Genomic DNA, 20,515 nt, shown 5'->3' with positions numbered 1-20,515 from the left:
AGGCATTCAGCAAAAGATCTATGACTTCGGCGCAACAATCTTGTTTTTCAGCTGCAGGGCGGCGATGTAGCGGCTCCGGTAGGCGGGGTCTTCCGGCGTCAGCAGGGTGAGCCTGTCGCGCGCGCGCGTGGCGGCCACATAGAACCGGTTTTCCTCTTCCAGCGGGTCGGTCTTGCTGCGCGGGAATTCGTCGACGGCCAGGTAAGGCAGGATCACGTGGTTGTATTCAAGGCCCTTGATCTGGTCGATGCAGGCGATGACCAGCCTAGCCTTGCCGGTCGAGACCGTCACGGCGTCTTCCATCTCGCCCAGCCAGCCGGCGAAACCACCCAGCGCCACGCCCGCTTCGCGGCACACGGCGATGAAACCGTGCAGGGAACGGGCGACGACCCGCGCCTGGGCCGGGTCGACATAGATGCGGCGCGCCGTCTGTTCCAGCTGCATCAGGCCAAAGATGTGCTGCAGCGCGTCGCCGGCCAGGGCGTCGGCAGGCAGCGCGCGCAGGTAATCGACGGCGGCCAGAGTCAGCGCCGCCTTGTCCTGGTTGTGCGACTTGGCCAGCTGGTTCGTCAGGAAGCCTTCCAGCAAGTCGGGATAGTTGGCCACGTCGGCCTTGGCTTGCTGGAGCTCCGCGCGCGTAAACGGGATTTCCGCGAAGGCCACCAGGGCTTCGAGGATCTCGCCGCGGCGCGGGCCGCTCTTGATCGCGTGCAAATCCTTGCGGGCGATGGCGACCATGCCGCGCAGCATCAGCACTTCCAGGCTCAGCAGATAGCTGTTCATGTCCACCAGGCCATACGCGATGCCGCTCTGGAACAGGGCCGTTTCCACGCGGATCGCCTGGTCGCGATCGCGCAGCAAGATGGCCGTCGTCCCCGCATGTGCGTGTTCGAGCGCGGCGATCAGCTGGGCGCTGCACGCCTGCGGCTGCGCATGGTCGTACTCGAGCAGCTCGATATGGGTGGCGCGCGTGAGGGCCGACACGCTGGGCTTGTTCTTCAGCACGCCGACAGCCTGCGCCAGCTGCGGGCCGTAGCGGTAGGAGGCCGTCAGCGGCAGGCGCTGCAAGGCGGGGAATTCCTGCTCGAAGCGCTGGCGCAGGAAGCGGTGGTCGGCGCCCGACCACGTGTAGATCACCTGATCCTTGTCGCCGGCGCCGCAGAAAAACGCATTGCCGCGGCGTATCAGCATGGTCAGCAGACGGAACGACGCCTCGTTCAAGTCGTGCAATTCATCGGCCACGATGATCTGGAAGGCGGGCAATTGCTGGCGCAGCGGCTCGTCGCCGTCGAGCATGCGCACCAGGTCGTAGGTGGCGTCGAAGGGCGCGCGGAACTGGATGTCGCCCGTGTCGGCGCCGCGCAAGCCTTCGTATTCGCGCAGCCACAGATAATGCGTGCGCGACATGCCCAGCAGCTCCAGGTTGTCGTCCAGGGAATTGCTCTCGAAGTCAGGGTTCTGGAAATCCAGGCGCGCCTTGGTGCGCAATTGCAATTTCAAAAACTCGGCGATGGCGCCATTCGTCGTATTGATTTCCAGCGGATAGCGGTGGGCGTATTTCTCAGAGACCACTTCCAGCGCTTCCCAGGCCACGGGGCGCAACTCTTCATCGCTGCGCATGACTGCTACCTGCATGTTTTCCAGCTGCAACAGCACCTTGGCGGCAAAGGCGTCGAAGGTGTCGACCGTCAGGCGCTTGACGACGCCGAGCGGCACGCCCACTTCCAGCAGGCGCTGGCGCAGGGCCACGCGCGCCGCTTCCGTGAAGACGAGGGCCAGCATGCGTTCGGGTGCGCGGCCCCGGTGCAAGGCTTCGGCCAGGCGCAGGGCCAGGGTCGTCGTCTTGGCCGCGCCGGCATTGGCGTCGATCAAGACCACTTTCTTTTGCGCCGTCTGGATGGCGACCTGCTCCGGCGTGGGCGTGATGCGTTTGGGAATGAACTGCGGGGCGTTATCTGTACTCAAGGGTATCCTGAAATGATGTCTGTTCTGGCGCGCTACCAGGCGCAGGTGCGCAGGCCGGCAAAGATGTCGCCCCGTTCGGGCGCATGGAAGGCGCGCATGCGGGCCGAATGCAGGCGCGGCGGCGTGGCAAAGGAGGCGCCGCGCAGCACCTGGTGCTGCATGAAATACGGCGCCGAATATTCGCGCCAGGCATCCACCGCAAAGCCCGGATACGGCTCGAACGGCGTCGCCGTCCACTCCCACACCTGGCCCCAGTGAAAGCGCGGATGGCCGGACAGCGCAGCATACTCCCATTCCGCCTCGGTCGCCAGGCGGCGCCCGGCCCAGGCGCAGTACGCCTGCGCTTCGTACAGGTTGATGTGGCGCACGGCTTCGTTCGGCGGCAAGGTCGTGCGCTGGCCGAAACGCATGGTGCGCCACTGCGTCGCTTCGCGCAGCCAGTACAGCGGCGACGAACGTTCCTGCCGCATCAGCCAGGCGCTGCCGGCCGCGCTCCAGAACTGGCGGTTCTGGTAGCCGCCATCGGCGACAAAATCGGCGAACTGGGCATTGGAGACGGCGCAGGCATCGATGGAAAACGGCGCCACGTAGCAGCTGTGGGGCGGCGATTCATTATCGAAGGCAAACCCGGCACCGCGCGGCGAGCCCAGTACGATGGCACCGCCAGGAAAAGCGATCTCGCCCGCTCCGGGCGGCAAGGCCGGGCTGGCCGCGAGGGACTCCGGTGCTTCCAGGCCCAGCCATTGCAAGCCGGCCAGCATTTCCTCGCCACACAAGTCTTCATGGGCCAGGGCCAGCCGGTACGGCGCCAGGGCGCTGTCGACATTGGCTTCGCGCGACAGTTTATCGAGCACCCGATCCAATACCTCGTGGCAATACGTTTTGACGGCGCCGGGGCTGGGCAGTTCCAGCATCCAGCGCGCGCGCTGCTGCACCATGTTGGCGTCGAACAAGTCGTCGCCGCGCGTCAGCAGGGAATTATAAATGGCGTCGGCCGGGTGGCTGGACGCCGCTTCGCGCAGGATGAACCACTCGGCAAACCAGGCGATCTGCGCCAGTTGCCATAAAGGCGGATTGAGGCGCGGATGACGGGGCAGGCCCGCCACCACGTCCAGGCCGGCAGTGACATAACAGTCGAACAGGGAAAGGGTGTCCTGGCGCGCGGCCAGCAGCGACTGGGCCAGTTGCTGCGCGCCGGCGAGGCGAAAAGAGGCGTTGATTAAAGTCATAGCCAGATTGTAACGACTTATGCCAACTTCGCACTAGTCGCACAGGAAACAGGGAGGGAATACTCCCCTCCCCGGCCTACTTGACCAGCAACTCGCCCTGCAGCGGCGTGACGACGGATTTGGGCATGCTGACGATGAAGCTGCTGCCCTTGTCGGCCACGGACTGGATGGCCAACGTCCCGCCATGGCGCAGCAGCACGTGCTTGACGATGGCCAGGCCCAGGCCCGTGCCCTGGGTTTCGCGCGAGCGGCTCTTGTCGACGCGGTAGAAACGTTCCGTCAGGCGCGAAATATGTTCCTGGCTGATGCCGATGCCCGTGTCTTGGGCGATGAACTGCGGTCCGGCCGGGCCATCCTGCCAGCGCAGGGTGATGGTGCCGCCGGCCGGCGTGTAGCGCACGGCGTTCGACGCCAGGTTGCCGAAAGCGCTGTACAGTTCATCGTAGCTGCCCAGCACATCGGGGCCGTCGCATTCCATGGTCACTTCATGCTTGCCGGCCGACAAGCCCCTGGCGTCGCGCAAGACTTGCTGCATGAGCTTTTTGATGTCCACGGGCTCGGGGCGCAGCGGGTAGTCGACCGATTCCAGGCGCGACAGGGTCAGCATGTCCTCGATCAGATGCTGCATGCGGTGGCCCTGCTCCGTCATCAGCTTGAGGTGGGCGGCGCGCGTGGCGGCGTCCAGATCCAGCTCGGCGGAGGCGATTTCCAGGAAGCCCACGATGACCGTCAGCGGCGTGCGCAATTCGTGCGAGGCGTTGGCGATGAAGTCGCGGCGCATCATTTCGATGCGTTCCGTTTCCGTCACATCGTGCGTGACGAGGATCTGGCGGCGGTTTTCAAACGGGATGATTTGCACGATCAGCTTGCGGTTGCGGAAGGTGATCGTCAGCGGCTGGTCGTAGCGACCAAGGATGATGTAATCCATGAACTCGGGGCTGCGGATCAGGTTGGTGACGCGCATACCCTTGTCGCGCTCGTGCGTGAGGCCCAGGTGTTTCTCGGCGGCAGGATTGCACCATTCGAGGAACAGCACGTCATCCATGATGACTACGCCGTCAGGCAACAGATGCATGGCCTGGCGGAAACGCGCCAGCCATTCCGTCAGCTCGGCCTGGTTTTTCTCGTCGTCGCGGCGCATGCGGTACAGGCGCGCGAAGATGCTGGTCCAGGCGCCCCAGCCGTCGGGCAGCTTGGCGCTTTGCGGATTGTCCAGCCAGTTACTCAGCTGGAACAGATACGACAGCTGCACGAACACCATCATGGCCATCAGCACGAAGGCGATGCCCAGCGCATACGTGGCGCCAAACAGATACCAGACGACGGCCACGCCCAGCAGCGCCAGCACCATGCGCAAGGCGGCCGGTACCCAGAACAGCAATTTCGGATTCATAGAGTGAGGCTTTACTTTTCAGACAACATGTAGCCGACGCTGCGCACGGTCTTGATCAGGCTTTCCGCCTCTTTCAAGGCTTTGCGCAAGCGCAATACGTGGACGTCGACCGTGCGTTCCTCGATCACCACATGGTCGCCCCATACCTTGTCGAGCAGCTGGCTGCGCGAAAACACGCGCTCCGGGTGGGCCAGCAGGAATTTCAGCAGCTTGTATTCGGCATGGCCGATATCGATCTTCTGTTCATCCATCATGACGGTGCAGCTGACGGGGTCCAGGGCCACGTTGCCGGCGCGCATGGGCGCCTGCGCGTGTTCCGGACTCTTGCGTCGCAACAGCGCTTTGGCGCGGGCCAGCAGCTCGCGCGGCGAGAACGGCTTGGTGACGTAATCGTCGGCCCCGCTGTTCAAGCCGGCCAGCTTGTCTTCTTCCATGCTCTTGGCGGTGAGCATGATGACGGGGATGGCGGCAAAATTGCGGTCGGCGCGGATGCGCGACAGCAGACGCAAGCCCGTCTGATCCGGCAGCATCCAGTCCAGCAGGATCAGGTGCGGCGTGCGGTGCTGGATGAATTCCCAGGCATCGGCGACGTTTTGTACGGAACAGCAATTCCAGCCGGATTCGCGCAGCGAATAGGTCACCAGTTCAACGATGGCCGGCTCATCTTCAACAATCAATACCGTGGTTTTATCAGATGCCATAAAGCTTACTCAGGGAGCTCCTCGGAAATGGCGGGAGCAGCCACCTTGGTGTGGCGGATGTCCTTGCCTTCAACCACGTAAATCACGTATTCGGCGATGTTTTTCGCATGGTCGCCGATCCGTTCGATGGCCTTGGCCACCCACAGGGTATCGAGCGCCGCCGAAATCGTGCGCGGGTCTTCCATCATAAAGGTAATCAGGTTGCGCATGATAGACCGAAACTCATGGTCGATGATGGCGTCTTGTGCAATTAATTGTAATGCCTGCTTGCCATCGTTGCGCGCGAAGGCGTCCAGCGCGTCGTGCAGCATGTCGGTGGCCGTGTTGGCGATGCCGCGCACCATTTCGTAATGGTTGACGACGGCGTTGCCCCGCTTGTGCAAGTTCTTCGCCACGCGGGCGATTTTGGTCGCCTCGTCGCCTACGCGCTCGAGGTCGGTAATCACCTTGATGGTGGCCATGATGGTGCGCAAGTCGTTGGCGGCCGGCTGGCGGCGCACGATCAGATGGCTGCAGGCGTCGTCCAGCGACACTTCCAGCTGGTTGACGACGTCATCTTCGCGCATCACGCGGTCGGCGCGTTCCGGATTGCCGATGCGAAAGCATGTCATCGCGTCGAGGAACTGGGTTTCAACGATGCCGCCCATCAGGAGCACTTTCGAGCGGATCGCTTCGAGTTCGTTGTCGTATTGCTTGGATGAATGTTCGCCTATCATGCTGTCTCTCCGTATTCAGTAGTCTTGTATATCGTTATTCCGGGCGGATCAGCCGAAGCGGCCCGTGATGTAATCCTGCGTTTCCTTGCGGGCCGGATTCATGAAAATCTGGTCCGTTTCGCCGAATTCCACCAGCTCGCCCAGATACATATACGCCGTGTAGTCGGAGCAGCGCGCCGCCTGCTGCATATTGTGCGTCACGATGGCGATCGTGTAATCCTGTTTCAGTTCGCTGATCAGCTCTTCCACCTTCGAGGTCGAGATCGGGTCCAGCGCCGAGGTCGGCTCGTCGAGCAGCAAGACGTCCGGCTTCACGGCCACGCCGCGCGCGATGCACAGGCGCTGCTGCTGGCCGCCCGACAGCGACAGGCCGCTCTTGGTCAGCTTGTCCTTGACTTCGCCCCACAGCGCGGCCTTTTTCAGGGCCCACTCGACGCGCTCGTCCATTTCGCCCTTCGACAGGTCTTCATACAGGCGCACGCCGAAAGCGATGTTGTCGTAGACGGACATGGGGAACGGCGTGGGCTTCTGGAACACCATGCCGACCTTGGCGCGCAGCATGTTGACGTCCTGGTCGGCGTCGAGCACGTTGCGGCCGCGGTACAGGATGGAGCCTTCCGCGCGCTGGCCCGGATACAGGTCGTACATGCGGTTCAGGGTGCGCAGCAGGGTCGACTTGCCGCAACCGGACGGGCCGATGAAGGCCGTGACCTTCTTCTCGTGGATGTCCAGGTTGACGTTATGCAAGCTTTGCGTTTTGCCGTAAAAAAAGTTCAGGCCCGAAATCTCGATGGTTTTTTTCTTTGGTGCCAGGTCTTGGGCTGGATTCATTTGCGTATTCATAGGGGTTCGCTTCGCTCGCTATCTGTTTAATGTGGGACTTTTTGGCTGAACACGGTGCGCGACAGGATATTTAAGGCCAGCACGCTGAAGGTGATCAGCAGTGCGCCGCCCCAGGCCAGCGAGCGCCAGTTGTCGTACGGGCTCATTGCAAACGATGCGATGACGGACGGCAAGTTGGCCATCGGCGCATTCATGTTAAAGCTTTGGAACTGGTTATTCAGGGCCGTGAACAGCAGCGGCGCCGTTTCGCCGGCGATGCGGGCCAAGGCCAGCAGCACGCCGGTGATGACGCCAGCCTTCACGGCGCGCAAGCGCACCAGGGTGGCGACCTTCCAGCGCGGCGCGCCCAGGGCAAACGCGGCTTCCAGCAGACTGTTCGGCACCAGGCGCAGCATATTGTCCGTCGTGCGCACCACCACGGGCACGGCGATCAGGGACAGGGCGATGGCGCCCGCGTAGCCGGAGAAGTGCTTCACGTGGGCCACGTACAGCGCATACACGAACAGGCCGATGACGATGGACGGCGCCGACAGCATGATGTCGGTGACGAAGCGCGTCACTTGCGCCAGCCTGTTTTCTTCGCCGTATTCGGCCAGGTAGATGCCGGCCAGGATGCCGATCGGGGTGCTGACGACGGTGGCCAGGCCCACCATCAGGGCGCTGCCGACGATGGCATTGATCAAGCCGCCGCCTTCGCTGCCGGGGGCCGGCGTCGTTTGCGTGAACAGGTCGATGGACAAGGCGCCGAAGCCCTTGATCACCAGCGTGAACAAAATCCACACGAGCACGGCCAGGCCCAGGGCCATGGCCGCCACCGACAGGGCGATGCCGATGCGGTGCATCAGCAGGCGCTTGCGGTAGACGGGGTTCATGGCCGGCTTGGCCGGAACGTCGAGGGTGCTAACTTGGCTGAGCTGGCTCATTTCGTGCCTTCCTTGCGGGACATGCCAGCCAGCATCAGCTTGGCGGCGGATAAGACGATAAAGGTGATGACAAACAGGATCAGGGCCAGCGAGAACAGCGACGATACGTGCAGCGACGATTGCGCTTCGCCGAATTCGTTCGCCAGCAAGGAGGTGATGCTGTTACCGGCGGCAAACAGCGACCACGACAATTTGTTGGCGTTGCCGATGACGAAGGTCACGGCCATGGTCTCGCCCAGCGCGCGGCCCAGGCCCAGCATGACGCCGCCGACGACGCCGGTCTTGGTGTATGGCAAGACGATCTTGCGCACCACTTCCCAGCGCGTGCAGCCCAGGCCGTATGCGGATTCCTTCAGCACGGCAGGGACGATTTCGAACACGTCGCGCATCACGGAAGCGATGAAGGGGATGATCATGATGGCCAGCACCAGGCCGGCCGTCAGCAGGCCGATGCCCATCATGGGGCCGCTGAACAGCTGGCCGATGACGGGGACGTTGCCCAGGGTGGCTTTCAGCAGGGGCTGGACGTGGTCGGCAAACAGGGGCGCGAAGACGAACAGGCCCCAGATACCGTAGATGATCGATGGCACGCCGGCCAGCAGCTCGACAGCCGTGCCCAGCGGGCGGCGCAGCCAGGCCGGGCAGATTTCCGTGAGGAACAAGGCGATGCCGAAGCTGACGGGAAAGGCGATCAGCAAGGCGATGACGGACGTCACCAGGGTGCCGATGATGGGAATCAGGGCGCCGTACTGGTCATTGACGGGGTCCCATTCCGCGGACACGATGAAATGCAGGCCGAAGGTCTTGAAGGCCGGTATCGATTCCATGATCAGCGAAATGATGATGCCGACCAGGACGATCAGCACCGACAGGGCGAACAGCATCGTCACCTTGTGGAACATGAAATCCTGGATGCGCTGCTTGCGCATGGTGGAAAGCATTTGCGCGTGACTGATGGAATCGGTCATGGTGCCGCCTGGCAGGGGGATCGTGGAGGAGGTAGATTGTGCGCTCATATTGTGCCAGATGTGGGTGGTACTGCCGGTGTCGCTATTTTGAACTCTTGTTTTATTGTTGCTTCTTTAGCCAGGACCGTCTGCAAGGGCTTGCGGGCGGTCCTGGCTAACTCCCTGCCCCGCCGTGCTGCTGGCGGGGACAAGGATGGATATTGCTGTATTCAGACTATCGGATTAGTAGATCGATTTACCCGATGCATCTTTCAGATTGGCTTTCCACGATTCCTGCACCAGTTTCACGACCGATGCCGGCATTGGCACGTAGTCCAGTTCGACGGCAGCTGGGCCGCCGTTTTTGTAGGCCCAGTCGAAGAACTTCAGGACTTCCTTGGCTTTGGCTGCGTCAGCCTGGACTTTGTGCATCAGGATGAACGACACGCCGGTGATCGGCCAGCTGTTCTTGCCAGCCTGGTCGGTCAGGACCACGCCGAAGCCTGGGGTTTGCGTCCAGGGTGCCGAAGCGGCGGCTGCCTTGAAGTTTTCGTCGTCAGGCTGCAGGAAGTTGCCGTCCTTGTTTTGCAGCTGGGTGTGCGACATCTTGTTTTTCTTGGCGTAAGCCCACTCGACGTAGCCGATCGAACCCTTGATACGCTGTACGTTGGCGGCGACGCCTTCGTTACCCTTGCCGCCCACGCCCACGGCCCATTTCACAGCCGAGCCAGCACCGATTTTCGATTTGAATTCCGGGTTGGTTTTCGACAGGAAGTCGGTGAACAGGAAGGACGTGCCCGAACCGTCGGCGCGGTGCACCACGGTGATTTCCGTGTCCGGCAGCTTGACGCCACTGTTCAGTGCGGCGATTTCCGGCGCGCTCCACTTGGTGATCTTGCCCAGGTAGATGTCGCCAACGACTTTACCCGTCATTTTCAGCTGGCCTGGGGTCACGCCATCCAGGTTGACGATGGTGACCACGCCGCCCATGATGGCCGGGAATTGCATCAGGCCCGCTTCTTCCAGCTCTTCCGCCTTCAACGGCATGTCCGAAGCGCCGAATTCAACAGTCTTGGCCTTGATTTGCTTGATGCCGGCGCCGGAACCGACGGATTGGTAGTTCAGGCCGTTGCCCGTGTTGGCTTTGTACGTCTCAGCCCATTTGGCGTAGATCGGGTACGGGAAGGTTGCACCAGCACCTGTCATATCTGCCGCCATGACGGAAGCGGAAGAAAATGCCATCGCTGCCGAAGCACCCACGACGATAAATTTGAACATTTGCTTCATTTGCATATCAAGTCCTCAGGGTTGTTAGGGCTCAAAGTCCCGGTTGAATGCTGCGCAGTCTAGCAAGCGAATATGACAGCTTTATGACATGGGTAAAAAATCCTGAAATAATTGCCTACGCCCGGGAAGTCGCCCTTTTCGGCGCGAAAAATGACAGCGCGGGCGACGCTTTATGACAGCTTATGTCACGCTTATGTCATATTTCATGATTACACTCACAACGCGTCATACATGATGAAATACGGCTAGAATTAACTATCTGCAAAGACAAAAGAATATGAAACCTGAACTGCACACGGAAGTGACCAAATCGGGCATCCTGCTTGACCGCGAGCTGTCGCAACTGACTTTCAACCGACGCGTGATGGCCCAGGCGGAAGACCCGAACATTCCGCTGCTCGAGCGCCTGCGCTACCTGTGCATCGTCAGCAGCAACATGGATGAGTTCTTCGAAGTGCGCGTGGCCAGCCTGCTGGCGGCCGGCAGCATCGGCGGTTCGCTGGCCGGCCACCCCGCCCTGGCGGCCAATCTGGAGCGCATCGGCAAGGAATGCCATGCGCTGGTGGAACGCCAGTACGAGATATTAAATAGCGAAGTCTTGCCGGCCCTGCGCGAAGCGGGCGTGCATTTGCTGCGCGACAACGACCGCAACGATGCGCAGCGTGCCTGGGTCAAGCAGTATTTCGACCGCGAAGTGCGCCCCCTGCTCACGCCGATCGGACTCGACCCTGCCCACCCCTTCCCGCAAGTGGTGAATAAAAGTCTCAATTTCATCGTCTCGCTGAGCGGCAAGGATGCCTTCGGACGCGGCACGGCGATCGCCATCGTCAAGGCGCCCCGCGTCTTGCCGCGCGTCATCAAGCTGCCGGACGACATTTCCGGCGATGGCGTGTCTTTCTGTTTATTGTCGTCCGTCATCCATGCGCACATTTCCGACCTGTTCGCCGGGCGCGAAGTGATTGCCTATTCGCAGTTCCGCGTCACGCGCGACAGCGACCTGTGGGTCGACGAAGACGAAGTCAAGAATCTGCGCCAGGCCCTGAAGGGCGAGCTCGTGGGGCGCCAGTTCGGCACCTCCGTGCGCCTGGAAGTGGCGCGCAATTGCCCACCAGAATTGTCGCAATTCCTGCTCGACCAGTTCAACCTCGATCAAAGCCGCCTGTACCGCGTCAACGGCCCCGTGAACCTGGTGCGCCTGTCGGAAATGATCGACCACGTCAAGCAGCCGGAACTGCGCTTCCCGCCCTTCTTCCCGGGCCTGGCGCACAAGGCCATCGGTAACGACATCTTTGCCGCGCTGACCAAGCACGACATCCTGCTGCACCACCCCTACCAGTCGTTCCAGACGGTGATCGACTTCATCCGCAGCGCCGCCTACGACCCGTCCGTCGTCGCCATCAAGCAGACGATCTACCGCACGGGCATGAACTCGGACTTGATGGAGTCGCTCATTACGGCGGCGAAGATGGGCAAGGAAGTGACCGTCATCGTGGAATTGATGGCGCGTTTCGACGAAGAAGCCAATATCAACTGGGCCGACAAGCTGGAGCAGGCCGGCGCGCAAGTCGTGTACGGCGTCGTGGGCCTGAAAACCCACGCCAAGGTGGCGCTCGTCATCCGCCGCGAAGAAGGCGCGCTGCGCTTCTACGCCCACCTGGGCACCGGCAACTATCACCCCACGACCACCAAGCTGTACACGGACTTCGGCTTGCTGACGGCAAACCAGGACCTGGCAGTGGAAGTCAATGAGGTGTTCATCCACCTGACCAGCCTGACCAAGCCGCACAACCTGAACCATTTGTGGCTGGCGCCGTTCGGCCTGCAAAGCGAGATCATCAAGGCCATCCGCAACGAGGCGAAGATCGCCCGCTCGGGCCGGCGCGGGCGCATCATCGTGAAAGTCAACGCACTCGTCGACGAATCCGTGATCCGCGCCCTGTATGCGGCCTCGACCGATGGCGTAAAGATCGACCTGATCGTGCGCGGCGCCTGCACCCTGAAGCCGGGCGTGCCGGGCTTGTCGGAAAACATCAAGGTGCGCTCCGTGATCGGCCGCTTCCTCGAGCACAGCCGCATTTACTACTTCCGCAACGACCTGGCGCACGATGTTTACCTGGCCAGCGCCGACTGGATGAGCCGCAACCTGTTCCGCAGGGTGGAAGTGGCCTTCCCCGTGCTGGACCGGGCGCTGAAACGGCGCGTGATCGCCGAGGGCTTGAATCCGTATTTGAAGGATAATACGAATGCATGGGAACTGGAGCCGACGGGCCACTATGCGCGCCGCAAGCCGCGCGGCAAGCAGATGCCGTTCAGCGCCCAGCAATACCTGATGCACACACTGGGCACGCCGGGCGCGGAGGTCGGCGAATAGGCAACTCTACACACAGGAGTACAGCATGGATCTCATCTTGTGGCGACACGCAGAAGCCGAGCCGGGCGTCCCGGATCTCGAACGCGCCCTGACCGTCAAAGGCCAGAAACAGGCGCGCCGCATGGGGGAATGGCTGGCCTCGCAACTACCGGAAAATTGCCGCATCCTCGTCAGCCCCGCCCTGCGCACCCTGCAAACGGCGGAGGCGCTGGGGCGCAAGTTCAAGCTGATGCCGGAACTGGCGCCCGGCGCCGAAGCGGAAGACATCCTGAAGGCGGCCAACTGGCCCGGCGGCAAGGAAACCGTGCTCGTCGTCGGCCACCAGCCGACTCTGGGCCAGGCGGCCGCCCTGCTGCTGACGGGCGAAGAGCAGGAATGGGAAATGCGCAAGGCCAGCGCGTGGTGGTTCTCGCAGCGCGAGCCAGGCGACCCCGTCAGCGTGTATCTGAAGGCCGTGATGGCGCATGACCTGGTCGTGAAATAGAGAAAATGCGCAAAAAGTGCGCTGGGACAAATACTGGTAGGAATTACAACTCGGCAGCCTTGTAAAGCGCTGCCGATCTGCTAGAGTTTAATTGCATCAACTACGTGCTGGAGCGCTGCTCCGGTACATTGAGCAACCCAGCGGACGGCCGTCCAACGGCGGCTGAAAGACCATGTTAATCACCTTCCTCGTTTTTCTCTTCATCGCCATCTTCGCCGCCATCATCGGCTTTGTCGCCTTTGAACTGGTCGAAGAAATGCGCGGCAGCCACCATAAGCTGATGGACCGCTATCACGAGTAGCGTTCACCTCGGCACTATCGCATGGCGCCAGCGACGGCCTAACAGGCCCGTCCCTCGCGCCATCCTTGTATTTACACTCCCGCCTTACACTCCCGTCTTGAACTTCGTATAGATGCGCGTCATCAAGCGGCGGATATCGGCCGTGGTCGCTTCCGGCGCGGCCATGCGTTGCTTGTCGGCGTCCGACAGGAAGATGGCCTTGTTCTCGCCGATATCCTTGCGTACATACTTGATGCTGGCCGGATTCGGATTCGCATAGAACACCTTGTTGCTCAGGCTGGCATGCACTTGCGGGCGCAGGATGTAGTTGATGAACAGGTGCGCATTGTTCGGGTGCGGCGCGTCGGCGGGAATGGCCATGGTGTCGAACATCAGGGCGGCGGTCTTCGGCACCAGCACCTGGATCACATTGCCATTCTTCGCGTCGATGGCGCGCTGGCGCGCGATATTGATGTCGCCCGACCAGCCCAGCGCGACGCAGACGGAACCGTTGGCCATGTCATTGATATAGCCTGACGAGCTGAACAGGGTCACGTAGGGACGGATGGCCTGCAGCACCTTGCCCGCTTCCTGGTAGTCGGCGGCCGTTTTCGAGTACGCGGGCTTGCCCAGGTATTGCAGGGCGGCCGGCAGCACTTCCGACGGCGAGTCGAGGAAGGAGACGCCGCACGATTTCAGCTTGGCCGCGTATTTCGGGTCGAAGATCAAATCCCAGGCATTGTCGGGCATGGGCATGCCGCCCAGCGCGGCCTTGACCTTGTTGACGTTGATGCCCACCGTCGTGTAGCCCCACAGCCAGTCGACCAGGTAATCGTTGTTCGGGTCGATCTTCGACAGCTTCGCCTGCAGGTTCGGGTCGAGGTTGCCCAGGTTGGTCAGCTTGCTCTTGTCGAGCTTGCGCAGCAGGCCCGCATCGATCTGCAGGCGCGCCCACTGGGCCGTCGGCACGACGATGTCGTAGCCGGACTTGCCCGCCACCAGTTTCGCATTGAGGATTTCGTTATTGTCGAAAACGTCGTAGCGTACCTTGATGCCCGTTTCCTTCTCAAAATTCTTGATCGTATCGTCGCCGATATAGTCCGACCAGTTATAGATGTTCAGGACCTTCTCTTCCTGCGCCTGAGCTTGGGCAGACAAGGCCAGTACGGCCGCCGCCAAGGTCAATCCCACTCCAATGCGCCGCCCTGCTTGCCATGTGTTTGCCATCGTACCGCCTCCGGAATTAGTCAGAAAATAGTGACGATGATAGCAAGAAGGGCGGCATCAGGTCTAGCCTGATACCGCCCTGTCAGACGTCGCAAATCGTCGTCACTGCAAATGCCGTGAAACTGGGGGCAGACCCGACGGGGGAAGCTACCCCAAATGGAATAGCTTCCAATCCCGCAGGGACTGACCTGTCAGCATTACACCTTGTCCAGCCCCACCTGCGCGCCCGTGAATACGAGGTTGCCGTTCTGGGCGTCGATGCGGATCTCGTCTTTCGGGCCAAACTTGCCTTCCAGGATCAGCTTCGACAGCGGATTTTCGATCTGCTGCTGGATCGCCCGTTTCAGCGGACGGGCCCCATACACCGGATCGTAGCCCGCTTCGGCGATTTGCTGCAGTGCCGCGTCCGTCAAGCTCAGCTGCATGTCCATGCGCGCCAGGCGTTCTTCGAGAATTTTGAGCTGGATCTTCGCGATCGCGCCGATGTTTTTCTCGTCGAGGCCGTGGAACACGACGATTTCGTCGATGCGGTTGACGAATTCGGGACGGAAGTGCGAGCGTACCTCGGCCATCACGGCCAGCTTCACGACACCGGGATCATCGCTCTCCATCGCCTGGATCTTATGCGAACCCAGGTTCGAGGTCATGATGATGACGGTATTCTTGAAGTCCACCGTACGGCCCTGGCCGTCCGTCATGCGTCCATCGTCGAGCACTTGCAGCAGCACGTTGAAAACGTCGGCATGCGCCTTTTCCACTTCATCGAGCAGGATCACGCTGTACGGCTTGCGGCGCACGGCTTCCGTCAGGTAGCCGCCCTCGTCGTAGCCCACGTAGCCCGGTGGCGCGCCGATCAGACGGGCCACGGAATGCTTCTCCATGAACTCGCTCATGTCGATGCGGATCATCGATTCTTCCGTATCGAACAGGAAGGTCGCCAGCGCCTTGCTCAGCTCGGTCTTACCGACCCCCGTCGGTCCCAGGAACATGAAGGAACCATAGGGACGGTTCGGGTCCGACAAGCCGGCGCGCGAGCGGCGGATGGCGTCGGCCACGGCCGTGATCGCTTCATCCTGGCCCACGACGCGCTCATGCAGCTTCTCTTCGATGTGCAGCAGCTTGTCACGCTCGCCCTGCATCATGCGCGACACGGGTATGCCCGTCGCGCGCGACACCACTTCGGCGATTTCCTCGGCGCCCACTTCCGTGCGCAGCAGCTTCGGCTGGTCGGGATCGAGTTTCGGGATGCCGCTGTCAGCCTGCTTGAGCTGGGCTTCCAGCTGCGGCAGCTTGCCGTATTGCAGCTCCGACACCTTCTGCCAGTTGCTTTCGCGCGTGGCTTGCTCCATCTGCAGCTTGACCTGCTCGATTTCTTCCTTGATGTGCGTGCTGCCTTGCACCACGGCTTTTTCCGCCTTCAGGATTTCTTCGAAGTCATTGTACTCGCGCTGCAGCTTGAGGATTTCCTCCTCGATCAGGCCCAGACGGCGCAGCGACGCTTCGTCTTTTTCCTTCTTGACGGCTTCGCGCTCGATTTTCAGCTGGATCAGACGGCGTTCCAGCTTGTCCATCACTTCCGGCTTCGAATCGATCTCGATCTTGATCTTCGCCGCCGCCTCGTCGATCAGGTCGATCGCCTTATCCGGTAAGAAGCGGTCCGTGATGTAGCGGTGCGACAGCTCGGCGGCCGCGATGATGGCCGCGTCCGTGATTTCCACCTTGTGGTGCAGCGCGTACTTATCCTGCAAGCCGCGCAGGATGGCGATCGTCGCCTCCACGGTCGGCTCGTCGACGAGCACCTTCTGGAAGCGGCGCTCCAGCGCGGCATCCTTTTCGATGTACTTGCGGTACTCATCGAGGGTGGTGGCCCCCACGCAGTGCAGTTCGCCGCGCGCCAGCGCCGGTTTGAGCATATTGCCGGCATCCATCGCGCCGTCGGCCTTGCCCGCGCCCACCATGGTGTGCATTTCGTCGATGAAGACGATGGTTTGCCCTTCATCCATGGCCAGTTCCTTCAGCACGGATTTCAGGCGCTCTTCGAACTCGCCGCGGAACTTGGCACCGGCAACCAGGGCGGCCATGTCCAGCGCCAGTACGCGCTTGCCTTTCAGCGACTCGGGCACTTCGCCATTGACGATACGCTGCGCCAGGCCTTCGACGATGGCGGTCTTGCCCACGCCCGGTTCGCCGATCAGCACGGGGTTGTTCTTGCTGCGGCGCTGCAGGATCTGGATGGTGCGGCGGATTTCATCGTCGCGGCCGATGACAGGGTCGAGCTTGCCCTTGCGCGCCCGCTCCGTCAGGTCCAGCGTGTATTTCTTCAGCGCTTCGCGCTGGCCTTCGGCCTCTTGCGAGTCGACCTTGTTGCCGCCGCGCACAGCCTCGATGGCCGCTTCCAGCGCCTTGCGGGTCAGGCCGTTTTCGCGCGCCAGCTTGCCGCAGTCGGACTTGTCGTCCGTCATGGCCAGCAAGACCATTTCGCTGGACACGAACTGGTCGCCCGCCTTTTGCGATTCCTTGTCGGCCAGGTTCAGCAAGGCCACGAATTCACGGCTGACCTGCACGTCGCCGCCCGTGCCGGACACCTTCGGCAAGCGTTCGATGGACGCGCCCAGGGCCTTGGACAGGCCGCCCACGTTGACGCCGGCACGCTGCAGCAGCGAGCGGGCGCCGCCATCGTCCTGGTTCAACAGGGCCGTCAGCAGGTGGACTGGTTCGATATAGGGGTTGTCGTTGCCCACGGCCAAGCTTTGTGCGTCGGCCAGGGCTTCCTGTAACTTGGTAGTCAGTTTATCTTGTCGCATGAAAAGCGCTCCCGATTAATTAGTTGTTAACCAAATTGGGGTGAGGCAGTACTTTTCAAGCATACACAAAGCAGAAAACTGATGCATTTTGGCAAATGCTAGCGTGCGCGGCGCGTTCGCTTCAAATGGGGCTTGCGTTTATCGTCCATTTGTCCAGGGCCGTCTCGTCGCTGTCGCGCGCATCGACCCAGCGCGCCCCTTCGGGCGTGTCTTCCTTCTTCCAGAACGGCGCTTCCGTCTTCAGGAAATCGATGATGAATTCGCAGGCGGCAAACGCCTCGCCCCGGTGGGCGGACGACACGGCCACCAGCACGATCTGCTCCTGCGGCAGCAGGGGACCGACACGGTGAATCACCAGTGCGCCGGACAGGGGCCAGCGGCCCCGCGCCTGCTCGACGATGGCCTCGATGGATTTCTCCGTCATGCCCGGATAGTGCTCAAGCTCCATGGCCGCCACGTCCAGCCCTTCGTTCATGTCGCGCACCGTGCCGACGAAGCCGACGACGGCGCCCACCTTGGGGTTTCCTGCACGCAATTGTGCAATTTCTTGACTCAAGTCAAAATCGGCTTGCTGGACGCGGACGCTGGTACTCATTTGGCATGCCCTCCGATACGGCGCAGCAGGGTTTCGATACGGCTGGCCGTGCGCGCATCGGTGGTGGCGGCGATCGCGCACAGCTGCATCAGCTGCGACACTTGCGTGAGCGGCTTTTGGCCCGATTTGAGCGACGATTGCAGCACTTCCACCTGCATTTTCAGGCGGTCGCGGGCAAATTCGGCGCCGCTGTCGACGCCGGCGACGATTTCCAGGCGCAGGACTTCACCGAGCAGGCGCTCCTGATTGGCCTGCAATTGCTGCACGTAGGCGGCGCTGCCCTCGCCAAACGCGGCCTGGGCGGCGGCAAAGCGCTGCTGCAGGCTGCGTTCGTACTGGGTGTCGAGCGGCGGCAAGGCGTTCCAGCGCTCGCTCCACGCTTGCGCGTCGGCGCCGGCAGCGCCATCCGCCAGTGCGGCTTCCAGCGATTGCACCAGGCGCAACTTGTCGCGCAGGGCGTTGGCCTGGGCTGCGCCAGCCCGTTCGGCAATGGCGTCCGCCTGCGCTTGCACGCCGGCGACAGCCGTCTGGTAACGCTGTTCGATCTTCGCTTCGCTGGCGCGCGGCACGGGGCCCGTGGCGTTCCAGGCCGCGCGCGTGTCGCGCAGCAAGTGATGGATGAAGGCGGTGCGCGCCTTGTCGTCCCCTTCAGGCACGACGGCCGTTTCCAGCGCGGCGCACAGCGCTTCGCGCGCATGCAGGTGTTCGCGGCGCTCATGGTCGGCCGCATGGGCCGTTTCCTTGCGCTTGGCAAAGATATCGTCGCAGGCGGCGCGGAAACGCTGCCACAGCGCCTGTTCCGCGCGGCGTTCCAGCGGCAAGGCTTTCGCCAGCTCCTGCCATTTATCCTGCAAGGCTTTCAGCATGTCGACCGTGTTGCGCTCCGATGGTTTGAGCAGGCCCACTTCGACGATCAATTGTTCGCGGCGGGCCGTCTCGATCTGGCGCTGCGTGTCCAGCGGCTTCGACAAGGCGTCCAGCGCGGCGCCGAATTCCGTATCCAGGCGTTTCTTTTCCTTGCGGTCGATGGTGCCCAGGCGCGTCCACGCCTGGCGCAAGCGCTGCGAGGCGGAGGCGACCTGTTTCCAGTCCGTACTTTCCTGGGCTGCCAGGGCCGCCGTTTCCGCGATCAATTCCTGGGCCTTGGCCGCATTGCCGTGACGCTCTTCCGCCAGTTGCTTGAAATGCTGGGCCGCCGGCGCATACGCCACGCTGCAGGCGGCGTCGAAACGCTCCCACAAGGATTTCGGTGCGGGGCCGGACAAGGTGTCGAGCGACTTCCAGCGCTCGCGCAGGCTGCCCACTTTCTTGGCCAGCTCGGCCATGGGCAATTGTTGCGCCGGCAATTCCTCGCCCGCCTTGACCAGTTCCTCGCGCGACACATTGCCACCCCAGCGCGCCCAATCGGCCAGGCGCTTGAACTCGCCGCGCACATGGGCCAGGCGGTCCGCCTGCGCGGGCGTCAAACGGCCGTGCTTGCTATCGCGCAAGGTCTTGTCGTGCTCGGAAGCCACGTGCAACAAGCCGTCCTGCAGCGCCGCTTCCATGGCGTCGAGCACCTTGAAGAACTGCTCCGTCGCTTCTTTCGACACGGGCGCATGCTCCTGGCGCGGCTTGCGCGGCGCCAGTTCCGCATGCGCTGGCGCGTCCACGGCTGCGGCAGGGGCGACAGGCGCCGGCGCGCTGGCCAGCAGGGCCGCAAATTGCTGCTGCAGGCTGTCGGACAATGGCGATTCCGGCAGGCGCGGCAAGGCTTGCCACGCGCGTTTCAAGGTGTCTGCATCGAGCGTGGCGGCGTCCTGCGCCTGCCATTCGGCCAGAGCAAGCTGGCGCACGTCGAACACGGCCTGGTGCTGCTGCAGCGCCTGCAAGGCGGACTGCGCCTGCTCGCGCGCCTGCGTGAAATCGGTTTCCAGGTGTTTCGGCAAGGAAGCGCGCTCGGGCGATTGCGCATGCTGCGCATGTTCCGCGTCCAGGCGGGCCAGCGCCTGGGCCAGCTCGCCGACGGACTGGCCACTGGCAGCCAAGGCACGCGCCGCGGCGACGGTGTCGATCACGGCGCGCTGCAGCACCACTTGCGCTTCCAGGCGGGCGGCCAGCGCGGCGCGCGCGGCGGCAAAGGCGCTCTCCAGCTCGGGCGTGGCCTTGATGACTTGCCACTGGCGGTCCAGCTCGGCTACCTGGTTCGGGCTCAACTTTTCATCATTCAACAGGCGCTGGGCCGTGGCGATGCTGGCCTGGGCGCGTTGCGTCTCGGCAGCCTGATGACGGATCAGGTCGATGCGACCCTGCATCAGCTTGGCAACGCGGCGGTCCGTGTTGCGCATGGCATGGTGCACTGTTTCCAGCAGGGCCAAGGCATGCACGTGTTCGGCCGCGATCAGACGGGCATCGGCAAATTCGCTGGACAGGATGAAATCGGCAGCGGCGGCTTCGTCACCGGCCACGGCATGGGCACGCGCAACCTGTTCGGCGCGGCGCGATGCGCTCTGCGCCGAGGCGGCGGCCTGTTCTGCCACGACAGGATCGGGGACGGCAGTCTTGCTGGCAGAACGCTTGAAGAGAAATTCGAACATGACGGGTTTCGCGTGGATCAAAACCACCATCATAACAAAGCCCGGGGTATTGCATCGGACAGGTATGTACAAGTTAGCAATTGCGTAACATAGTGAGCAACATGGCATTTCCCCATGGGAGCGCCGGCGCAAAGCCAGGGCGGCGCCCCCGGCGCAAACGGAAGAACGGGGTGT

At 62.3% G+C, this 20,515-nt stretch carries 16 protein-coding genes; 3 read left to right on the top strand and 13 right to left on the bottom strand.

Annotated elements, in window-relative coordinates; all coding sequences use genetic code 11:
- Positions 1-18 precede the first annotated feature (18 nt).
- The 9 genes from ACQ4W4_RS12675 to pstS form a co-directional block, all read right to left on the bottom strand.
- Positions 19-1,965 (bottom strand): UvrD-helicase domain-containing protein, encoded by a 1,947-nt coding sequence (locus tag ACQ4W4_RS12675; RefSeq protein ID WP_436542292.1) that lies wholly within the window; start codon positions 1,963-1,965, stop codon positions 19-21.
- A 32-nt stretch (positions 1,966-1,997) separates the two neighbouring features.
- The gene (gene senA / locus ACQ4W4_RS12670) at positions 1,998-3,194 is read right to left on the bottom strand and encodes a selenoneine synthase SenA (protein WP_436542291.1); all 1,197 of its coding nucleotides are present in this window, start codon (positions 3,192-3,194) and stop codon (positions 1,998-2,000) included.
- A gap of 76 nt (positions 3,195-3,270) precedes the next feature.
- Positions 3,271-4,587 (bottom strand): phosphate regulon sensor histidine kinase PhoR, encoded by a 1,317-nt coding sequence (gene phoR / locus ACQ4W4_RS12665; RefSeq protein WP_436542290.1) that lies wholly within the window; start codon positions 4,585-4,587, stop codon positions 3,271-3,273.
- A gap of 11 nt (positions 4,588-4,598) precedes the next feature.
- A complete protein-coding gene (locus tag ACQ4W4_RS12660; protein ID WP_034755074.1) occupies positions 4,599-5,288 on the bottom strand; it encodes a response regulator in 690 nt (229 codons plus the stop codon).
- Positions 5,289-5,293: 5 nt separating this feature from the next.
- A complete protein-coding gene (phoU, locus tag ACQ4W4_RS12655; protein ID WP_070218051.1) occupies positions 5,294-6,004 on the bottom strand; it encodes a phosphate signaling complex protein PhoU in 711 nt (236 codons plus the stop codon).
- 48 nt (positions 6,005-6,052) lie between these two features.
- Positions 6,053-6,835, bottom strand: coding sequence for a phosphate ABC transporter ATP-binding protein PstB (pstB, locus tag ACQ4W4_RS12650; protein ID WP_373631409.1), 783 nt, complete (start codon positions 6,833-6,835; stop codon positions 6,053-6,055).
- 38 nt (positions 6,836-6,873) lie between these two features.
- Positions 6,874-7,770, bottom strand: a complete 897-nt coding sequence (gene pstA, locus ACQ4W4_RS12645) for a phosphate ABC transporter permease PstA (protein WP_436542289.1) — start codon at positions 7,768-7,770, stop codon at positions 6,874-6,876.
- Positions 7,767-8,738 (bottom strand): phosphate ABC transporter permease subunit PstC, encoded by a 972-nt coding sequence (pstC, locus tag ACQ4W4_RS12640; RefSeq protein WP_436542288.1) that lies wholly within the window; start codon positions 8,736-8,738, stop codon positions 7,767-7,769. The genes pstA and pstC overlap by 4 nt, the downstream gene beginning before the upstream one ends.
- Before the next feature lie 222 nt (positions 8,739-8,960).
- Positions 8,961-9,995 carry a phosphate ABC transporter substrate-binding protein PstS gene (pstS, locus tag ACQ4W4_RS12635; protein ID WP_416054797.1) on the bottom strand — a complete coding sequence of 345 codons (1,035 nt, stop codon included), beginning with the start codon at positions 9,993-9,995 and terminating at the stop codon, positions 8,961-8,963.
- Between the two features lie 286 nt (positions 9,996-10,281).
- On the opposite strand from pstS, the gene ppk1 reads away from it, so the two are divergent.
- The 3 genes from ppk1 (at position 10,282) to ACQ4W4_RS12620 (ending at position 13,160) form a co-directional block, all read left to right on the top strand.
- Positions 10,282-12,375 carry a polyphosphate kinase 1 gene (gene ppk1, locus ACQ4W4_RS12630; RefSeq protein WP_070218042.1) on the top strand — a complete coding sequence of 698 codons (2,094 nt, stop codon included), beginning with the start codon at positions 10,282-10,284 and terminating at the stop codon, positions 12,373-12,375.
- Between the two features lie 25 nt (positions 12,376-12,400).
- Positions 12,401-12,859: a phosphohistidine phosphatase SixA gene (gene sixA, locus ACQ4W4_RS12625; RefSeq protein WP_436542287.1), complete on the top strand. Its 459-nt coding sequence runs from the start codon at positions 12,401-12,403 to the stop codon at positions 12,857-12,859.
- A gap of 172 nt (positions 12,860-13,031) precedes the next feature.
- Positions 13,032-13,160 (top strand): hypothetical protein, encoded by a 129-nt coding sequence (locus ACQ4W4_RS12620; protein WP_256267160.1) that lies wholly within the window; start codon positions 13,032-13,034, stop codon positions 13,158-13,160.
- A gap of 84 nt (positions 13,161-13,244) precedes the next feature.
- Here the strand turns inward: ACQ4W4_RS12620 and ACQ4W4_RS12615 are convergent, their stop codons facing one another.
- The 4 genes from ACQ4W4_RS12615 to ACQ4W4_RS12600 form a co-directional block, all read right to left on the bottom strand.
- Entirely contained in the window at positions 13,245-14,366 is a 1,122-nt protein-coding gene (locus ACQ4W4_RS12615) for a polyamine ABC transporter substrate-binding protein (protein ID WP_436542286.1), read from the bottom strand.
- Positions 14,367-14,563: 197 nt separating this feature from the next.
- Positions 14,564-17,170 carry an ATP-dependent chaperone ClpB gene (gene clpB / locus ACQ4W4_RS12610; RefSeq protein ID WP_436542285.1) on the bottom strand — a complete coding sequence of 869 codons (2,607 nt, stop codon included), beginning with the start codon at positions 17,168-17,170 and terminating at the stop codon, positions 14,564-14,566.
- Between the two features lie 121 nt (positions 17,171-17,291).
- Positions 17,292-17,765, bottom strand: coding sequence for a molybdopterin synthase catalytic subunit MoaE (gene moaE, locus ACQ4W4_RS12605; protein WP_436542284.1), 474 nt, complete (start codon positions 17,763-17,765; stop codon positions 17,292-17,294).
- Positions 17,762-20,341 (bottom strand): DUF349 domain-containing protein, encoded by a 2,580-nt coding sequence (locus ACQ4W4_RS12600; RefSeq protein ID WP_436542283.1) that lies wholly within the window; start codon positions 20,339-20,341, stop codon positions 17,762-17,764. The genes moaE and ACQ4W4_RS12600 overlap by 4 nt, the downstream gene beginning before the upstream one ends.
- Positions 20,342-20,515 lie beyond the last annotated feature (174 nt).

This window comes from Janthinobacterium glycogeni (genome assembly GCF_051380725.1).
GTDB lineage: Bacteria > Pseudomonadota > Gammaproteobacteria > Burkholderiales > Burkholderiaceae_D > Janthinobacterium.
The sequence above is the reverse complement of the archived record's forward strand: the minus strand, read 5'-3'. Positions and strand labels throughout refer to the sequence as shown.